Here is a 17378-nt window from a genome sequence, read left to right as displayed (position 1 = left end):
ATCAGTTTGCTCCTTTTCCCGAGAAAAGAGCGGGGATATCGCTAAGCTCGCGGATTTCTTCCGGCGTCAATTTCTTGGCGTCGGCGGGGATTTGCAGTTTGAAACTGTCGGATGCGACCTCTGCTCCAGCCTTCCACGCCCAAATATCGACAGTGTATTGCGGCCACCCGGCAACCTTCTTGCTCGTGATGACATAACGGCACGGATAAGGCCGCACTCCTTGCGCGATCCAGATTTGCCAATCGACGTCGTTCGTCCTGAAAGCAAGATGATCGCATTCGACGCCACGGATCACGCCGCTTCCCAGATCCTTCACGTCGTTGACCTCCGCCATCAGTTCCTTATACGGATCCGACATCAGCAGATCGGCGCCTGGGACGGGCCTGTGGTACTTGTCCCGCAACACGTCGGCCAATTGGTCGATCGTGCCGGTTGCCTCGACTTGAGCGTACAGGTTGGTGTTCTTGCCAAGCAACGTAACCGTCTTCCCGTCAAAGACCATTTCCATATTCGCAAACCCACCGGTCCGCGTCACGTGAAGCTTATCAGGGCGATTGAGCGACATAGTACCGGAGCTTGCCAACGCAATTTTTTGATCTTGCGTGCTGACGATTTCGAGATTGGTGTCAAAATCGAATGATATTGCCTTTTGTGCACTAAGATAGTCAGACATACCTTTAAGTAATTTTTCGGCACCGGCTTCATCAGCGTGAGCAGCCGTTCCCGCGAACGCTGCAGCCAGAAAAAGCACCCATGCAGTTGCGCTGTGCATGAGACGTCCCCTTCGGTGGTATCCAGTAATCATCACCTTCCATCGACATAGAGTTTGTCAGCGAACCTTACCCTCCGGCAACGTGACTTCAGCATATAACCTATTGGTAAGATCACCAATCGAACTGGTAGGGCCGCCAATTGGCCCTTGTGTGGATCAGCATCCTCTCCGAGATCGGGCTTCTCCCCGTGCTCCGGAGGGCCGAGACCACGATGTCCGACCGAGGAAAGCTCGACCTCCTCCACAGCCGCACGATCAAGCCGGCGCGAAAGTTGTCGCCCCCTCCGAAAGATCGCCTGAGTTTCGGGGGCAGGGAGCGCAGACTGCCTGTGACAGGATTCATGCAACAACGCTGTGCAAGCCTCTCCAGCGCTGGAGCGCGGCGCACGAATACTGAGGTGGCCTGCGCGGCGGAGCGATGCCTGGAGGCTCGCGTCGTGGCACGGCGGGAAATCATTGACGTCGACGCTGATCCGGCGGAGGCCCGGCGCCGTCGCATCCGCCGGTTCTTCCGCCTGGGCGTCCCCATCCTCGGCGTGCTGATGATGGCTGCGGCCCTCGTCGGAACCGCGCTCTACTCCTACTCCGTGAACCGGCGGGACGCGTTGGTCCTCGCCCGGGACCTGATCGAGGCACTGGACCAGCGCGCCGGCAGCCAAGTCTCGGCCTATCTCGACTCCGCCGCCGACGCGGTCAGGATCCTCGCCTACGCCGGTGGCGGCCCCGATGCCCCGGCATCGGAAACGATCGCCCTTGCCCTGATGGGGGCCCGGCCACAGCTCGCGACCCTGTACGTTGGGGCAGAGGACGGCCGCTTCATGATGGTGCAACGCTCGGACGCCGATACGCTGGACACGAAACGCATCACGATCGGGCCGGCCGGACGAACCGTCACCTGGACGCGCCGCACCACGGACGGCACGGTGCGCGCAATCGAGGAGGATCCCGCCGATCGCTACGATCCGGCGTCCCGCCCCTGGTATCGCGCCGCGGTGGAAGGGAACCGAACCGTCTGGAGCGACATCTACGTGTTCTTTACCCGGCAGTCGCCGGGCATCACCGTTTCCCGCGTCCTGCCAAACCGCTCCGGCGCGGTCGCCGCCGCCGACCTCGACCTGATGGACATTGGCGGATTCCTGGACACGTTGAAGGTCGGGGCGACCGGCAAGGCGGTGCTGGTCGACGGCGACGGCCGCCTGGTCGCGGTGCCCGACATCCGCGCCATGCCGCGGCCGGACGGCGATGCGCTGCGCCCGGCGCGGATCGAGGAACTGGGCGACCCGCTGCTTCGCGAGGTGTTCGACCGGGTCCGCATTGCCGGCGAGATCCACGGGGCGATAGAGATCGGCGGCAACCGGCATATGGTGTCGGCCCACCCACTGCGCGCGACGCTCAGGCGGGACTGGTGGCTGTTGCTGATTGCGCATGAAAGCGACTTCGTCGAGTTCGTCGCCGCCAACAACCGCAAGGCGCTGCTGCTGTCCGGGACGGTCGTGCTGCTCGCCATGGCCATGGCCGGGTTTCTTGTCTGGCAGGCCTATTCCGCAGACCGTAACGTGCGCGCCGTGCGCCGCCGTCAGCGGGAGCTTGAGCGGCAAGGCGCCGGATTCACCGCGCTGGGCCGGCTTGGAACGCTTGCCGATCCGGGCGATGCGGCGGCGCTCCGGCGGGCCATGGAAATCGCCGCGGATGCCACAATGGCCCACGGCGTCAGTCTGTGGCGCATCGATGGGGAGAGATTGATCTGCACCGACGGGTTCGACCGGGACAACCGCGGGCATGTCTCGGCGGCGGCAATCCCGCTCGACCACTGTCCGCTGTTCCGCCAAGAGCTGCTGGCCGGCGAAATCGTGGCGACGGGCGATGCCGAAACGGACCCGCGCACGTCCGGGCTTGCCCCGTATCTCCGCGCGACGGGCCGACGCTCCCTCCTGGCGGTGCCGGTCCGCGCCGGCGACCGCACCCTGGGCTGTCTCTGGATTGAGGATGGGGCCGGCGATGTCGGCGTAAGCGAGGGCTTCGCCCGTCTCCTGGGGAAGCTGCTGGCGCCCGGTTTCGTCGCTGCGGAGGCCCATAGTCCCGCGGCCGAAGCCCCCGTGATCCTGGAGGTTGAAGCCCACGGATCATCGTTCGATCCACCGACCCTGCGGAGCGCTGCGATTTCCGTCGAGCGCGACCGCCTGCAACTCCAGGAGATCGCGCGGCGCGGGCTGCGCGAGGAGCAGGTTTCGGCCATGCGGTTTCCACAGGTGACCGTGCTGGTGCTGCGGATGGCCGACGACGTCGCGTTGGCGACCGGCAACACGGCTCAGACGGCCGGCATCGGGGAGATCGTCGCCGCCTGCCAAAGGGCGGCGGAACGGCTCGGCATCCGCTATCTGAAAATCCTGACCGACCAGATCGTCGCCGCGGAGGGTTTCGACGGAAATCCCGCCGCCGCTGCGACCCGGCTTGCGGCGTTCGCGCTGGAGATGGACGCCGAGTGCGACCGGCTGTTCACCCGGCTGGGTCGCCCGCCGGGCTATGCCATGGGGTTCGACACCGGGCCAGTGATGGGCTCGGCCGTCGGTTTCGGCCAAGTGGTGTTCAACGTGTGGGGCGAGACGGTGCGCGTCGCCGGCGCCATGGCGACGGCAGCGCCCAGCGGCGCCATTCAGGTGACGGAGACCACCTACGCGCTGCTGCGCAACGGGTTCGCCTTCCGTGTGCGCGGCGCTTTCTATCTGGAGCGGCTGGGCGAGATGACAACCTACTTCCTGCGGGGGCGGCTGTGACCGACACCCCCGCCCCGGTCACCGGGACACCGCCCGCTGCCGATGAATCGGGGGGCAGGACGGACAGGCCGTGGCGGTTCGAGTGGGTCATCGACACGGCGGCGGTGGGGGCCGCGGTGCTCGGCCACATGGTCCGGCCGAGTACGTGGCGCCGGCCGGCGCGGCGCGAGTTCGTCCGTTTCATGGGGGTTGCCGGGGCCGACTGTGTCTCTTCGGTCGCGCTCGCCGCCATCCTTACCGGTTTCGGGCTGCTGTTCCAGGTGCTCTGGTGGCTGGAGCAGCTCGGCCAGTCGACCCAACTCAGCGCGATCATCCTGAGGATCCTGGTGCGCGAAATAGCACCGTTTACGGTCGGCGTGCTGGCGATCGGCCACAGCGGCCTGATCATCCTGAGCGAACTGAGCCGGATGCGGGCGGACGGGCGGATGCGGGCCCTGGACGCGCAGGGCGTCGACCCCTTCGTCCTGTTCGTCGTTCCGCGGGTTGCGGCGCTGTCGGTCAGCGTGTTCTGCCTGACCATGCTGTTCGTCGCCATAGCTCCGGTCGTCGCGCTGCTGGCCGCCATGACCTTTCACGTGAGCCATCAGCCACCCGGCACGATCCTGCTCGGCTTCCTCGGCACGATCGGCGCGCAGGGTTACGCCGTGCTGCCGCTGAACTCCCTGAGCATGGGCTTCGCGATCGGGACCGTCTGCTGCGTCACCGCGATGACCGGGCCGGACCTCCGCAGCCGTCGCGGCGACGGGGCGCTGCTGGCCGTCGGGTTCTTCCGCGCGCTGCTCCTCATCTTCCTGATCAGCGGCGTCGTCAGCCTCGTGGTGCAATGATGGCCGATGTGCCGGTGATCGAGTTCGCTGCGGCGACGCTGGACAGCGGCGTTACGGTGGACCTGACGTTGGATGCGGGCGAACTCGTCCTGATCGATCACGGCGGCGAGCAGAACGAACGGGTCATGGCCGATGCCGCCTGCGGCCTGACCAATCCGGTTCGCGGATCCGTCCGCATGCTCGGCCGGGACTGGCGCCGGCTTCCGCCCGATCTTGCCAACGCGTTGCGCGGCCGGATCGGACACGGCTTCCGACCGGGCGCCTGGATCTCCTACCTGAGCGTGATCGACAACATCATGCTGGCACAGCTCCATCACACGATGCGACCCGAGGCCGACATCCGGGACGAGGCAAGCCGCCTTTCCGTGGCTTTCGGGCTTCCCGGCGTGCCGACAGGCTTGCCATCGGACTGCGCGCCCGGTGATCTCGCGCGGGCGGATCTGGTGCGGGCCTTCATGGGGTCGCCGGCGCTGGTCATTCTGGAAGGGCCGCCGGCGGACCTGACCGGCGCCTTGATCAATATGATCCGCACGGTGCGCGACCGGGGCACCGCGGCGGTCTGGTTTACCCTTGACCCCGACCTGTGGCACGATAAAGCGATTCCAGCCAGTCAGCGCTGCCGGCTGCGCGGCAGCGTCATCGCAGCGGCGAGGGACCGGCCATGACGGCGGACCGGCAGGCGGCCACGTATTTGAACACCCATGCCGGCTTCCGGCAGACCAGTCGGCGGGCCGGCCTGCTGATGCTGGTGGCCGGAACCCTGTTCGTTGCCGCGGTGCTTCAGGCGGGCATGCTGCAACGGATGCTCAATCCGTCGGCGACGCTCCATATCGTTCTGCCGGCCGACGGGCCGGCCGGCCTTGTCCGCGGGTCGGACGTGCAGGTGCTGGGCACCGGAGCCGGCCGGGTGGAGGAGATCGTCATCGATCCCAGCGCCAGCTTCCATGCCGTCGTCCGCATCGAACGCGCCATGCAGCCCTTCATCCGCAGCGACTCCCGCGTCCTGATCCGCAAGCAGTTCGGCATCGCCGGGGCGGCCTTTCTGGACATCTCGCGGGGCTCGGGTGAGCCGCTGAACTGGAAGTACGCGGTCCTGACGGCCGAGACCGAACGCGCGGCCACCGCCGACGTCGGGAAACTGGTGCAGGACCTGAGCGCCAGGATCATCCCGCTCATCGAGAAGACCGACCGGACGATCGCCGCCCTTGCCGCCATCACCGAACGGCTGGAGCGCGGAGAGGGGACCCTCGGCCGCCTGCTCACGGACGACACGGTGGTCCGGGAACTGGAGGCGGCGGCCCGGATGGTGCCTGCGTCCATGAACCACGTCGACGCGGTGCTGATCTCGGTCAACACACTGCTCGGCGAGGTCGCGGAGGCGATTCGGATGCTGCCTCCAGCCATCGGCCACGCCGACACGGCGCTGGTCTCGGTCGATCGGCTGCTCAACAATCTGAACCGCCTGACGCCGCAACTCCGCGACCTAGCCGGCCGGGCCAATTCGGCTACGGCGGAATTGCCGATGCTCGTCGCCCAAGTCCAGGCAACCGTTACCCAACTGGAGAAGCTGCTGGTGACCTTGCAGGGCAACTGGCTGATCGGCGGGAACAGCGGCACTTCCCAGGTCCAACGCCGGCCTCTCTCGCCGCTGGAGGTCCGCCCGTGAGGCTGCCGCGGGTTGGCTCCGTGACAGCGGCAATTCCGATGGCGATCATGGTGTTCCTCGGCGGTTGTGGCGGCGGGCCGAAGGGCACTCCAGACACCGGCGGCATCGAGGATGCCGAAACCGTATCGGTGTTGGAAACCGCGCGCCATGCCTTCCTCGCGGGCCGCTACGACCAGGCGACCACCGTCTACACCCGTGCCCTGGACCGTGCCTACAGGCTCGACGACGTTGCCGCCATCGCGGTGGCGGGGCAGGAACTGGCGCTATCGGAACTGCGCCGGGGCAAGGCGGCGGACGCGGCGGCGGTCGCCGCGCGGAGCCGTTCGGAACTCCTGCGACGGGGGCGCTCTGTTCCGACTGCCCTCACTCTGGTCGAGGCAACCGCCCACTACCGTCTGGGCGACGCACAGAAGACCCGGCAACTTGCCCGGGAGATTACCGAATCCAGCAAGGATGTGCTCGTCACGGCCCGAGCCACTTATCTGATCGGCCTGATCGCGGCAGACCAAGGTGACAGGACCGCGCTGCAGGACGCGATCGAGAAGCTGCCTGCCTCAGAGGAGCCCGAGCTGGCGGCCGACCGGCTCGCCCTCACCGGTCGGCTCGCCTCATTGGACGGCGACGTGGGCACGGCATTGGCCGCCTTTACGGCCGAGGAGAAATTACGCCGCGCCAACGGCGACGAAGTGGGGGTCGCACGCGCTCTGGAGTCGGCGGCGCGGGCTGCCGAGAGCGGCGGCCGGCTTGCCGAGGCGGCCGACCTTTATTTCCGAGCCGGCCGAAGTGCCTCTCTGGCGGGGCCTGTCGGCAGCGGCGCGGCAGCGTTACTCCGTCGGGCGGAACATCTCGCCCGCAGGACCGGCCAGCCTGGGCTTGCTGCGGAGGCTGGTAGGCTTCGGCTCAAGCTTGTACGCCCTTAGGAATCCATTTCGGCGTGCAACGCTGGCTCTGACGCAGTTTTGATGGTGACCGATCCACGTGAAGCCAGTGACGCGCCTGTGCCAGCCGTTTCAAGGGAAAGTTCAACTGGCGCACCGAAGAGGACGCCTTCATGGACGGCTATCCCCGCCATGTCGACGGCGGCGCCTTCGTCACCTACGAGCGCCTGCGGGCGTCGGGCACCAACGGCGCGCAGGAGCCGGTGCAGACCTACAAGGATGGACGGCTGCGGGGAACGCAACGGCTCTACGCCGACGGAAAATTCAAGCTGGAGGACGGGCGCGCCCGGTTCCTGAAGGCGGAGTGGCGCGGCTTGCAGATCGAGGCCCGGAGGCGGCAGAAGGACACGCACGCCTTCCTGATCAACAACGGCCGCGCCAACTTGGTCTGGCAGAACGCCTTCTACGACGTGCATCTTCCGTTCGTCCGGGAGCGCATGCCGGTGGCGCCCATCGAACTGAACCCCGACGACATGAAGCGGCTGGGTGTCGCCGCCGGCGATCTGGTCGAAGTCCACAGCGAGACCGGCTCGACGCAGGCCATGGCCTACCCGGCACTGAGCGCCAAGCCCGGCGCTTCAAGCCCATCGAATACCCGCTGGTCAGCTGACGGCCACGCCGTCCACCGGTCCGGGCTCAAGGGGCCGGGCCAGTTCGGCGATCTGTTCCCGCAGCCAGCCGGCCAGCAGAGAGGCCGCCCGGCGGGGCTTCTGCTCCTCCGGCTGCACGAGCCAGTAGCTGTATGTCGCCGGGATGCTGAACGGTGTCGCCACGACCAGCCGCCCTTCGGCGATGTCGCGGTCGATTAGCAGGGAGCGGCCGAGCGCCACGCCGGCACCGGCCGCCGCCGCGCGATAAAGGCTGGTGCCTTCGTCGAAGCAAGGGCCGAACCTCATGGCGGCGGGATCAAGACCGGCCGCGCGCAACCAGTTCGCCCAGCCGCCGGGAATGTTGTCTGTCAGCAGGACCGCCGCCGCCAAACCCTCCGGATCGCCGCCAAGACCCAGGCGGCCGGCGTAGGCCGGGGCGCACACCGGAATCAGCCTCTCCTCCGCCAGACGCTCGGCGCGAAGGCCCGGCCACGTGCCGAGCCCGTAGCGCAACGCGAGATCGATGCCGTCCCGCCGGAGATCGGCCAGCGTCATGCTGGCCTGGATGCGCAGATCGACGTCCGGGTATCGGCCGGTGAAGTCCGGCAGGCGCGGCGCCAGCCACAGCGCGGCGACCGAGGGCAGCAGCGAGAGCGTCACCTGCTCCTCACGGCGGCCACGCCGGAGCAGGGAATCGTTCGCACGGCGGATGCGCTCCAGCCCGTCGGAGACGGCACCGAAGTACTCCCGCCCCTCGTCGGTCAGCGCAACATACCGGCCGCGCCGGACGAACAACTCCACGGCGAACCACTCTTCGACCGAGCGGACATGGCGGCTGACGGCGCTCTGGGTCAACCGCAGTTCCTCGGCCGCCAGGGTGAAGCTGCCCAGGCGCGCGGCCGCCTCGAACGCGCGGACTGCAAGAAGGGACGGATGGCCGGTCCTTGGATGATCCTGACTCATGCAGACCGCCGCCATTAGTCGTTTTGCGGGGAGCCTTTTTCCCCCCAGGATCTTAGGGGAATTACACGTTCGCGTCGAGGACACGTCCATGAGTGAATGCGCGGTTGCGGAGCAGAAAGCACCAGCCCGGCGGTCGCTGGTCTCCCTGCTGCTGTTCATCCCGCTCCCCCTGGTGATGGTGCTGGCCACCCTGGCGCTGGGCATCGCGAGCGGAATGGACAGTTCGGCACTGATCCACGCGGTCGATGCCGGCTTCGGCGGCTCGCTCGGCGAGTTCGTCCTGATCCTCATCCCGTCCTTCACCCTTGCGGCGGCCCTGTCCCGTTCCGACGCGGCGGCGGGATCGGGGCGGGTCTCCACCATCCTCGCCCCGTTCGCCGGGGCCGGCATGGTCTGTCCCGACACCGCCTACGCCGCACTGTCGCCCATGGCCGCCGGGCGCAAGCTCTCGCTCGTGTTCGGCGCCTACGCCGGCTTCAAGCTGCTGGTGCCGGCCGGGCCGGCGATCGTGGCGACGGCCTTGGGGGGCCTGAACAACCGTCTGGCGGTCGTCGCCGTCCCCGTCTTCATCGTCGCCTGGATCGTCGGGCTGCTGTACGCCCGCCATTACGAACGTAAGACCAAGGACGGAACCCCGGTCCCCAAGGGCCGTCTGACCGGCCGGGTGGCCGCTCCCCTCGGCTCCATCATCGTCCTGCTGGCGGCCGGCTTCATGGCCCGGGGCCACATGGAACTGTCGCCGCTGGTCGATTTCCTGCTGACCCCCAAAGGTGCGCTGCTGGTCGCCGCCGTCATCGCCCTGGTGCCGCTGGCGGCCGACGAGCGGACCCAGGCCCTGGAAAGCGGCATGCGGCGCACCGCTCCGCTGCTGCTGACGATCGGTGCGGCCAGCGCGCTCGGCTCGATGCTGGTCCAGACGGTCCCGGTGACCCGCTGGGCCGAAGCGCTCGTCTCCACCGGGCTCGTCCTGCCGGCGCTGTTCGTCTTCACGGCCAGCTTCAAGGTGGTGAAGGGGTCATCCATGGCGACCTTCGCCGGCACGAGCGGCATCATCGCAGCCCTGCTTCCATCCCTCCAGGTCTCGCCCGAGGCCGCCGCCCTGGCGATGTGCGCCGGTGCCTTCGTGACGATCACGCCGAACGACAGCCTCTTCTGGCTGGTGCGGCAGGACGCCTTCGTCGGGCAGGACGACGCGGCGGCGGTGCGGATCCTGGCCGTCGGCCCGATCCTGCAGGGCGTCGCCGCCCTCCTGACCGTCTGCGCCATGAACGCGGCCGGACTGCTCTGACGGTCCTGATCGGCATCAAGACGCGGGGCGCATCGAGATGATCCGCCCCGCGTCCCGCGTCCAGCACCGGTCGGAACGATGCAACGCCGTCCGCCGGGCGCGCTCAGCGGGCCTCGTACCAGTCGCGGGTCGCCGTGACGATCCTCACCACCGACAGCATGACCGGCACCTCGACCAGCACGCCGACCACCGTGGCCAAGGCCGCGCTGGACTGGAGGCCGAACAGGCTGATCGCCGCCGCGACCGCCAGCTCGAAGAAGTTGGAGGCCCCGATGAGCGCGCCGGGCGCCGCCACGCACCACGCCACACCGAACTGCCGCGCCAGCCAGTACGCCAGCCCGGCGTTCAGATAGACCTGGATCAGGATCGGTACCGCCAGCAGCAGGATGACGAGCGGCTGGGCCAGCACCTGTTCCCCCTGGAAGCCGAACAGCAGCACCAGCGTGGCCAGCAGCGCCACCAGGGACACCGGATGAAGACGGTCCAGGACCTGCTTCAGCGCCCTGTCGCTGCCGGCGGCCAGAAGGCTGCGCCGCCATGTCTGGGCCGCGACGACCGGAACCACAATGTAGAGCACCACCGACAGCAGCAAGGTGTCCCAGGGCACGGTGATCGACGCCACGCCCAGCAGCAGCCCGACGAGCGGTGCGAAGGCGACCACCATGATCAGGTCGTTCAAGGCAACTTGGCTCAGCGTGTAGTGCGGCTCGCCGCCGCACAGATTCGACCAGACGAACACCATGGCCGTGCAGGGGGCGGCGGCCAACAGGATCAGGCCGGCGATGTAGCCGTCGATCTGGTCGGCCGGCAGCAGGCCGCGGAACAGCGTGGCGACGAACAGCCAGCCCAGCAGCGCCATTGAGAACGGCTTGACCGCCCAGTTGATGAACAGCGTCACCGCGATGCCGCGCCAGTGCTCCTTCACCTCGTGCAGGGCGCCGAAGTCGATCTTCAGCAGCATCGGCACGATCATCAACCAGATCAGCACCGCCACCGGCAGGTTGACCTTGGCGGCCTCGGCCGCCGCCACGGCCGCGAAGGCGCCGGGGATCAGGTGCCCCAGCGCAATGCCGGTGGCGATGCACAGCGCCACCCAAACGCTCAGGTAGCGCTCGAAGGTGCCCATCGCCGGGCGGGCCGCCGGGGCGGTGTGGGCGGCGGCCGTCATCGCGCCATGTCCTCCAGCCGGCGCTTCAGCGCCAGCCGGTCGAGGGACGCGAAAGGCAGGCTGACGAAGGCCTGGATGCGGCGCTCGATCTGGCGGAACACGTCGGCGGTGAAGGCCGCCTTCTCGGCGTCGGTCCCTTGGGCGCTGGACGGGTCGGGGAAGCCCCAGTGCGCGGTGACCGGCTGGCCGGGCCACACCGGGCAGACCTCGCCGGCCGCGTTGTCGCAGACGGTGAAGACGAAATCCATGCGCGGCGCCTCAGCCGTGGCGAACGCGTCCCAGGTCTTGGAGCGCAGGTCGGTGGTGGGAAAGCCCAGCCGCTCCAGCAGGTCGCGGACGAAGGGGTTGATGCGGCCGGAGGGCTGGCTGCCGGCGCTGAAACCGCGCAGGCGGCCCTTGCCCTCACGGTTCAGGATGCACTCCGCCAGCACGCTGCGGGCGCTGTTGTGCGTGCACAGGAACAGCACGTTGTAGACGCGCTCCTCGGTCATTTGTTGCTCCAGGATTGGCGGTGGCCGGGATCACTTGCCACAGGACGCGGCCGAAGACGGCGCGCAGACCGGCTCACAGGTGGGGACGGAGGTGGGACGACCGCAGCAGTTCTCCGCCAGGAAGCCGAGGAGAGCGTTCATGCGGTCGAAATCGGCGGTGTAGATCAGCGAGCGGCTCGCGCGCCGCTGCACGATCAGGCCGGCATGGGTCAGGTTCGACAGGTGAAAGGACAGGGTTGCCGGCGCCACGCCGAGCGCGTCGGCGATGGCTCCCGCCGAGCGGCCTTCGGGGCCTGCCTGGACGAGCAGGCGGAAGATGTCCAGCCTGGTCTCCTGTGACAGTGCGGCCAACGACGACAGGACATCCTTCTTGTCCACGGTGCTCCCTCGCGATCGCCGGGTTGCTTTGTTATTTCCAGTAATGTCGAAATATCATGGGTGGAACGGTCCGCCAAGGGCATTTTGAGCATTATCGAAATATCGGAACGTCCGGTGACGGAGGCAGGTTCGGGCGAAAGCGCCGATTCATGCCGTGGGTGCGGCGGGATGTAACGTTCCGGCACCCGGCCCGTCAGGGCATGAGGCGCGGATCGGCCGCGCCTCCCCTGGGCGGAGACGATGATGTCCCTGACGATGCGGGAGAAGGAACTGGTGGCGGTCTCGGTGGCGGCCGGTTGCGCCCCCACGGCGGCTCCGGCGGGCTGCTGCTGACCAATCCTTCCCATCGACCGGGTGGACCCCGACCCGCGCCACCCCGGCGCCCGCACCCTGGCACGCGCTGGGTGCGGGCGCCGTTCGTGCTGCGCAGCTCGCCCGATCGGCACCAGACACGGAGAGATCGACGTGCCCGAAGCCGAACCGATCCTGCTCACCCGAATCGAGGCCGGCGTCGCCACGCTGACGCTCAACCGGCCTGAAGCCCACAACACCCTGTCCGTCGCGCTGCTGACCGAGCTGGAACGGACGCTCGCCACGCTCGCAGTCGACCGGGCGGTCAAGGTGGTGGTTCTGGCCGCCAATGGGCGGGCCTTCTGCGCCGGTTACGACGTGCGGGAGATGTGCACGCTGGAGGGACGCGCCCCCGTGGCGGCGCTGTTCGCCCTGTGCGCGCGGGTGATGACCGCCATCGTGCGGCTGCCCCAGCCGGTGATCGCCAAGGTCCACGGGGCGGCGGCCGCAGCCGGCTGCCAGCTGGTGGCGAGCTGCGATTTGGCTTATGCCTCGACGACGGCCCGCTTCGCCACGCCGGGAATCAACCTCGGCCTGTTCTGTTCAACGCCGGGGGTGGCGCTGGCGCGCGCCGTCGGGCGCAAGGATGTCGCGCCCTCTCCTCACTGGCAGAAGGTTGTGGCCGACAGCATCATCCCCATGGCCGGAGCCCGGTACAGGGGCCAGATCGCTGCCAGCAAGACGAGGCCGATCACCGCCAGGACAACGCTGCGCAGCGCCCTCATGTCGCCACCTTCGCCGGCTCCGCGGCCGGCGTATCGAGCTTGATCGGCACGTTGAGCATGGCGGCGACGAGGCTGAGCCCGATGGCGAGCAGCCACGCCCCGTCATAGGAACCGAGGCGGTCGTACAGCACACCCCCGATCCAGCCGCCCAGAAAGGCACCGAGCTGGTGAGCGAAGAAGACCACGCCGCCGAGCATAGATATGTTCCGCACGCCGAACAGATCGGAGATGGTGCCGTTGGTCAGCGGCGCCGTAGACAGCCAGAACAGCCCCATGACGGCCCCGAAGGCGTAGGCGCTCCACACGCTCACCGGCAGGAACGCGAAGGCCGCGATGATCACGGCGCGGGCCAGATAGAGCCAGGCGAGCAGCGTCGGCTTGCGGTAGCGCCCGCCCCACAGGCCGGCAACATAGGCTCCGGCGATGTTGAACAGCCCAATGAGGGCGAGCACGGTCGAGCCGGTCTCGAACGGCAACCCCTTGTCGGTCAGGAAGGCGGGCAAATGGGTGGCGATGAACACCACCTGGAAGCCGCAGACGAAGAAGCCGAGCGCCAGCAACTGGAACCCGCGGTGGGCCAGCGCCGCACGAATCGCCGTTCCCGCCGTCGTGTCGTGAACGGCACGCGCCGACTCCGCCGGGCGCTCGAACAGCGGCACGCTGAACGGGACCATGGCGGCGGTGACGATCGACAAGGCGACCAGCGCCCCCGACCAGCCAAGGAGGTCGATGCCGAGCAGCGCGCCGGGCAGCATGAGGAACTGGCCGAACGCCGCCCCGGCCATGGCGATGCCGAGCGCAAGGCTGCGCCGCTCCGGCGGGACCGCCCGCGACACCGCCCCGAGCACCAGCGGGTAGGTCGTGCCGCTGAGGCCGAGCCCCACCAGGACGCCAGCACCGAGGATGAAGGTGAGCGGACCCTGCGGCTGCGCCATGACCAGCAGGCCCGCCACGTACAGGACGGTGCCGGCCACGATCATCCTGCCAGCGCCGATCCGGTCGGCGGCCATGCCGGCGAAGGGTTGCGCGGCGCCCCAGACGAGGTTTTGCAGGGCGATGGCGAAGGCGAACACCTCGCGGCCCCAGCCGCCGTCCATGGAGACCGGCTGGAGGAACAGCCCGAAGGCGTGCCGGACTCCCAGCGAGAGCGCCAGGATGACCGAGGCGGCGACGAGGACGGCGGCCGGGCTGTACCGGCTCTTGGGCGTGGTCATCACGGTCTCCCGTTCCTTGGGAAGCAAAGCGGCCGGCACCGGCACATTGAGCGGTTCGGGGCTCATGGCTCGCCTCCGGACCGCGGCGTGCAGGGCACCGCGTCGCGGCCGAAGTCGATCCGGCAGTGGCACGCCAAGCGCTCGCGCAACGCGGCGCGGGCGCGGTGCAGCAGCACCCGGGCGTTGCCCTCGCTGATCCCCAGTGCCTCGGCGACCTCGGCGTGGCTGGCGCCGCCGATGTCGTGCAGGGTCAGCACCTCGCGCTGCCGGTCGGGCAGCGCCGTGAGGTGCTCGGCGATGCAAGCGCCCATCTCGTCCTGCATCAGCGCCAGCACGACGTCGTCATCGGACGGCACCTCCTCCAGCGCCGCCTCGTCGGCCGCAACCTCGGTGCGGGTGGAGCGCCGGCGGTAGTGGTCGCGCAGGGCGTTGAGGGCGATCGCCGACAGCCAGGTCATCGGCCGAGATCGGCCGGCAAATCCGGCCGGCGATGTCATCGCCCGCAACAGGGTCTCCTGCACGATGTCCTCGGCGAGGTCCGGGTTGCCGACGACGCTCAGGACGAAACGGTGCAGACCGGCACGATGAACGGCCAAGTCGGTCGCGGTCGGGAGCGCCGGGCCGGCGCCGCTCTCGAAGTCTGGAGGCCTCATCCTCTTCTCCTTGATGGGGAGGGCCGCGGAGGCCCTTTCCCGTTGGACGAGGCGGACGCGCGATGCGTTACAGGGTCAGCGCACGCCACCGGCGGGACGGCCGTGCAACGCCGCCGCCCAGAACCCGAGCACCACCACGACCGAACCGGCGAACGCTGCGGTCAGAACCGCATCGTAGGAGCCCGTCGCCGCCCACAGCGCGGCGGCCAGCACCGGGGCGGCGGCCTTGGCAGCGGTGGCCGGCACCGCGAGCGCGCCGTTGATGGCGCCGTAGGCGTCGCGGGTCAGCATCTCCGGCACGGCGAGCCCGCGCACGATGGTCATGATCCCGTTGGCCGCGCCGTAGACGGTGGCGAACACGGCCAACGACACGAACCCCGGCGGCAACGCCCAGAACAGCAGCAGCGCGGCCGGGAAGCCCAGCACGGTGATCGAGCCGACCGCCCGGATCGACCGCCGCGCCGCGAAGAGCCAGACGGCGACCCGCCCAGCCACCTGGGATGGCCCGATGATGGCGATGGCGCCGACTACCGTCACCGCGTCGAAGCCACGCTCGATCAGCAGCGGGTAGAGGTGGAAGGTCAGCGCCGAGAAGGTGCCGTAGTAGACGGTGAAGGCCACCAGCAGCCCCCAGAACGCCGGACGCCGCAGCGCCCAGCCGATCGCCGTCCGGCCGGCCATCGGCCCGGTGGACGGGGCCGGCGCATCGGTGCCGCGGTCGATCACGGCGAGGTGCGGCACCATCCCGAACATTAGGTTGGCAAGTGCCAGCACAGCCAGGGCGGGGCGCCAGCCGACCTGGTCGAGCAGCAGCTGGATGACCGGCACGAAGACGGTGCTGGCGAAGCCGCCCCACAGCGTCAGCGTGGTGATCCCCGCCCGCACCCCCGCGCCGTAGCGGCGGGCGACGACCGCGAAGGCCGGCTCGTACAGCGTCATCGCCTGCGCCAGCCCGATGCCGACGAACAGCGGGTAGAGCGCCCAGCTCGCCGGCAGCAGCGCCCAGACCAGCAGCAGCAGGGAGGCCAGCCCGGAGCCCGCCGCCATCACCGCCCGCCCGTGCCCGCGGTCGATGGCGGCGCCGACCGGGTAGGCCGCGAGGCTCGCCGCGGCGAGTCCCACGGTGGCCGCACCGTACACTTCCGGCTTGCTCAAGCCGAACTCCTGGGCCATGGGCCCGGCCATCAGCGGGAAGCTGTAGTAGAGCGTGCCCCAGGAGACGATCTGGCCGACGCCGAGCGCCGCGATGAACGGCCGCCGGCCGACGCGCGGCGCCGGATGCGGACGCGCGCCGGCCACGGCGTCGGTCATGCCACCCTCGTGCAGCAGCCGGTGGCCTTGGCCGGCGTGGCTGGCGCGGCTGGAGCAGGCGCCGGCGTGCCGCAGCAGCCACCGGCGGTTTCCTCCTCCTCGGCGAACAGGGCGTCCGAGCTGCACACGCCGGTCTCCGGCAGTACGAGATGAACGTCGCGGGCCGCCACGTGGTCGCCGGCGATCTCCGCCACCACCGAGCGGACCTGCTCGTATCCCGTCGCCATCAGGAAGGTCGGGGCGCGGCCGTAGCTCTTGCCGCCGACGATGTAGAAGCCGGGCTCTGGATGCGACAGCTCCTCCACGCCGTGCGGCGGCACCGTGCCGCAGGAATGCAGGTTCGGGTCGATCAGCGGCGCCAGCTTCGGCGGCGCCTCGACCAGCGGGTCCAACTCGACGCGCAGCTCGCGCAGGATGGAGAGGTTCGGCCGCAAGCCCGTGGCGACGATGACGCGCTGCACCCGCATCTCGTGCGGTCGCCCGTCAAGGGCGCCGGTGATGCGCAGGCCGTCCCCGGCGCGCTCCACGCGCTCGGCGGCGTAGGGGCTCAAGAGCTCCAGCCGCCCCTCCGCAATGGCGCGGGTGGCGGCGACGCCAAGGGCTCCGCGCGCCGGCAGCTGGTCGTTCAGGCCGCCGCCGAGAAGCCGTGCCATCTGGTTCCGGCGCAGGGCCCACAGCACGCGCGTGCCCGGCGCCTGTTCCCGCAGGGTCAGCAGGTCGAGCACGGCGTTCATCGCCGAGTGCCCGGAGCCGACCACCAGCGTCGCCACGCCGGCGTAGGTCTCGCGCTCCGCGCCCAGCACGTCGGGGATGCCGTAGGCGATGCGGTCCGCCGCGGCTCGCTCGCCGGGGACCGGCAGCCCGTCGACGCCCATCGGGTTCGGGGTGAACCAGGTGCCGGAAGCGTCGATCACCGCGTGCGCCGCGGTCCGGTGCTCGGTTCCGTCGCGGTCGCGCCAGCTCACCACGAGCGGGGCATCGGCGCGGCCGGACGTCGTCAGCTTGTCGAGGCCGGACCGGGTGATGCCCAGCACCTCGGCACCGAGGCGGAGGTGCGGCGCGATGCCGGGATGCGCGGCCAGCGGCTCCAGGTAGTCGCGCACGATCCCGCCCCCGGTGGGCAGCGCCTCGTCGTCCGGCGCGGTCCAGCCCGTCGCCTCCAGCAGCGTGCGGGCGGCGGCATCCACGTTGTAGCGCCACGGCGAGAAGACGCGGACGTGCGCCCACGCCCGCAGCGAGGCGCCGACCGCCGGGCCGCGCTCGAAGAGG

General features: G+C 69.2%; 16 protein-coding genes and 1 pseudogene. 8 read left to right on the top strand and 9 right to left on the bottom strand.

All coding sequences use genetic code 11. The features are described 5' to 3' along the window. Position 1 precedes the first annotated feature (1 nt). Positions 2-772 carry a DUF2092 domain-containing protein gene (locus TSO221_RS09995; RefSeq protein WP_199229431.1) on the bottom strand — a complete coding sequence of 257 codons (771 nt, stop codon included), beginning with the start codon at positions 770-772 and terminating at the stop codon, positions 2-4. Between the two features lie 437 nt (positions 773-1209). On the opposite strand from TSO221_RS09995, the gene TSO221_RS09990 reads away from it, so the two are divergent. The 6 genes and pseudogenes from TSO221_RS09990 to TSO221_RS09965 all read left to right on the top strand — a co-directional run. Then, positions 1210-3546: an adenylate/guanylate cyclase domain-containing protein gene (locus TSO221_RS09990; RefSeq protein WP_109118347.1), complete on the top strand. Its 2337-nt coding sequence runs from the start codon at positions 1210-1212 to the stop codon at positions 3544-3546. Continuing rightward, complete coding sequence (locus TSO221_RS09985) at positions 3543-4373, top strand: ABC transporter permease (RefSeq protein WP_109118346.1); 831 nt, start codon at positions 3543-3545, stop codon at positions 4371-4373. The genes TSO221_RS09990 and TSO221_RS09985 overlap by 4 nt, the downstream gene beginning before the upstream one ends. Further along, positions 4373-5038: an organic solvent ABC transporter ATP-binding protein gene (locus TSO221_RS09980; RefSeq protein WP_109118370.1), complete on the top strand. Its 666-nt coding sequence runs from the start codon at positions 4373-4375 to the stop codon at positions 5036-5038. Before TSO221_RS09985 ends, TSO221_RS09980 begins: the two co-directional genes overlap by 1 nt. Beyond that, a complete protein-coding gene (locus TSO221_RS09975) occupies positions 5035-6039 on the top strand; it encodes an MlaD family protein (protein WP_109118345.1) in 1005 nt (334 codons plus the stop codon). The genes TSO221_RS09980 and TSO221_RS09975 overlap by 4 nt, the downstream gene beginning before the upstream one ends. Positions 6040-6077: 38 nt before the next feature. Then, entirely contained in the window at positions 6078-6959 is an 882-nt protein-coding gene (locus TSO221_RS09970; RefSeq protein WP_247877989.1) for a hypothetical protein, read from the top strand. Between the two features lie 131 nt (positions 6960-7090). Then, a pseudogene (locus TSO221_RS09965) lies at positions 7091-7537 on the top strand (molybdopterin dinucleotide binding domain-containing protein); the annotation flags it as partial. Positions 7538-7579: 42 nt separating this feature from the next. Here TSO221_RS09965 and TSO221_RS09960 read toward each other — a convergent pair. Then, the gene (locus TSO221_RS09960) at positions 7580-8530 is read right to left on the bottom strand and encodes a LysR substrate-binding domain-containing protein (RefSeq protein WP_158284042.1); all 951 of its coding nucleotides are present in this window, start codon (positions 8528-8530) and stop codon (positions 7580-7582) included. An 88-nt stretch (positions 8531-8618) separates the two neighbouring features. Between TSO221_RS09960 and TSO221_RS09955 the strand changes: the two genes are divergently transcribed. Beyond that, complete coding sequence (locus TSO221_RS09955) at positions 8619-9818, top strand: hypothetical protein (RefSeq protein WP_158284041.1); 1200 nt, start codon at positions 8619-8621, stop codon at positions 9816-9818. Positions 9819-9921: 103 nt separating this feature from the next. Here the strand turns inward: TSO221_RS09955 and arsB are convergent, their stop codons facing one another. The 3 genes from arsB to TSO221_RS09940 are packed head-to-tail and all read right to left on the bottom strand — an operon-like array spanning position 9922 to position 11855. Then, complete coding sequence (arsB, locus tag TSO221_RS09950) at positions 9922-10986, bottom strand: ACR3 family arsenite efflux transporter (RefSeq protein WP_247877988.1); 1065 nt, start codon at positions 10984-10986, stop codon at positions 9922-9924. Then, the gene (locus TSO221_RS09945) at positions 10983-11477 is read right to left on the bottom strand and encodes an arsenate reductase ArsC (RefSeq protein WP_109118341.1); all 495 of its coding nucleotides are present in this window, start codon (positions 11475-11477) and stop codon (positions 10983-10985) included. The genes arsB and TSO221_RS09945 overlap by 4 nt, the downstream gene beginning before the upstream one ends. Before the next feature lie 30 nt (positions 11478-11507). Further along, positions 11508-11855 carry a winged helix-turn-helix domain-containing protein gene (locus TSO221_RS09940; RefSeq protein ID WP_109118340.1) on the bottom strand — a complete coding sequence of 116 codons (348 nt, stop codon included), beginning with the start codon at positions 11853-11855 and terminating at the stop codon, positions 11508-11510. Between the two features lie 465 nt (positions 11856-12320). On the opposite strand from TSO221_RS09940, the gene TSO221_RS09935 reads away from it, so the two are divergent. Further along, entirely contained in the window at positions 12321-12974 is a 654-nt protein-coding gene (locus TSO221_RS09935; RefSeq protein ID WP_109118339.1) for an enoyl-CoA hydratase-related protein, read from the top strand. Here the strand turns inward: TSO221_RS09935 and TSO221_RS09930 are convergent. The 4 genes from TSO221_RS09930 to TSO221_RS09915 form a co-directional block, all read right to left on the bottom strand. Further along, positions 12928-14211 carry an MFS transporter gene (locus TSO221_RS09930; protein WP_109118338.1) on the bottom strand — a complete coding sequence of 428 codons (1284 nt, stop codon included), beginning with the start codon at positions 14209-14211 and terminating at the stop codon, positions 12928-12930. The genes TSO221_RS09935 and TSO221_RS09930 overlap by 47 nt on opposite strands. After that, complete coding sequence (locus tag TSO221_RS09925) at positions 14208-14798, bottom strand: RNA polymerase sigma factor (protein ID WP_109118337.1); 591 nt, start codon at positions 14796-14798, stop codon at positions 14208-14210. The genes TSO221_RS09930 and TSO221_RS09925 overlap by 4 nt, the downstream gene beginning before the upstream one ends. A gap of 75 nt (positions 14799-14873) precedes the next feature. Then, positions 14874-16109 carry an MFS transporter gene (locus tag TSO221_RS09920; protein WP_109118336.1) on the bottom strand — a complete coding sequence of 412 codons (1236 nt, stop codon included), beginning with the start codon at positions 16107-16109 and terminating at the stop codon, positions 14874-14876. Then, positions 16106-17378, bottom strand: a 1273-nt coding sequence (locus TSO221_RS09915) for a flavoprotein (protein WP_199229430.1), incomplete at its 5' end; no start/stop codon positions are given. The genes TSO221_RS09915 and TSO221_RS09920, both read right to left, overlap by 4 nt.

It is taken from the genome of Azospirillum sp. TSO22-1 (assembly GCF_003116015.1).
Classification (GTDB): Bacteria; Pseudomonadota; Alphaproteobacteria; order Azospirillales; family Azospirillaceae; genus Azospirillum.
This window is presented reverse-complemented; position numbering and strand designations above follow the sequence as displayed.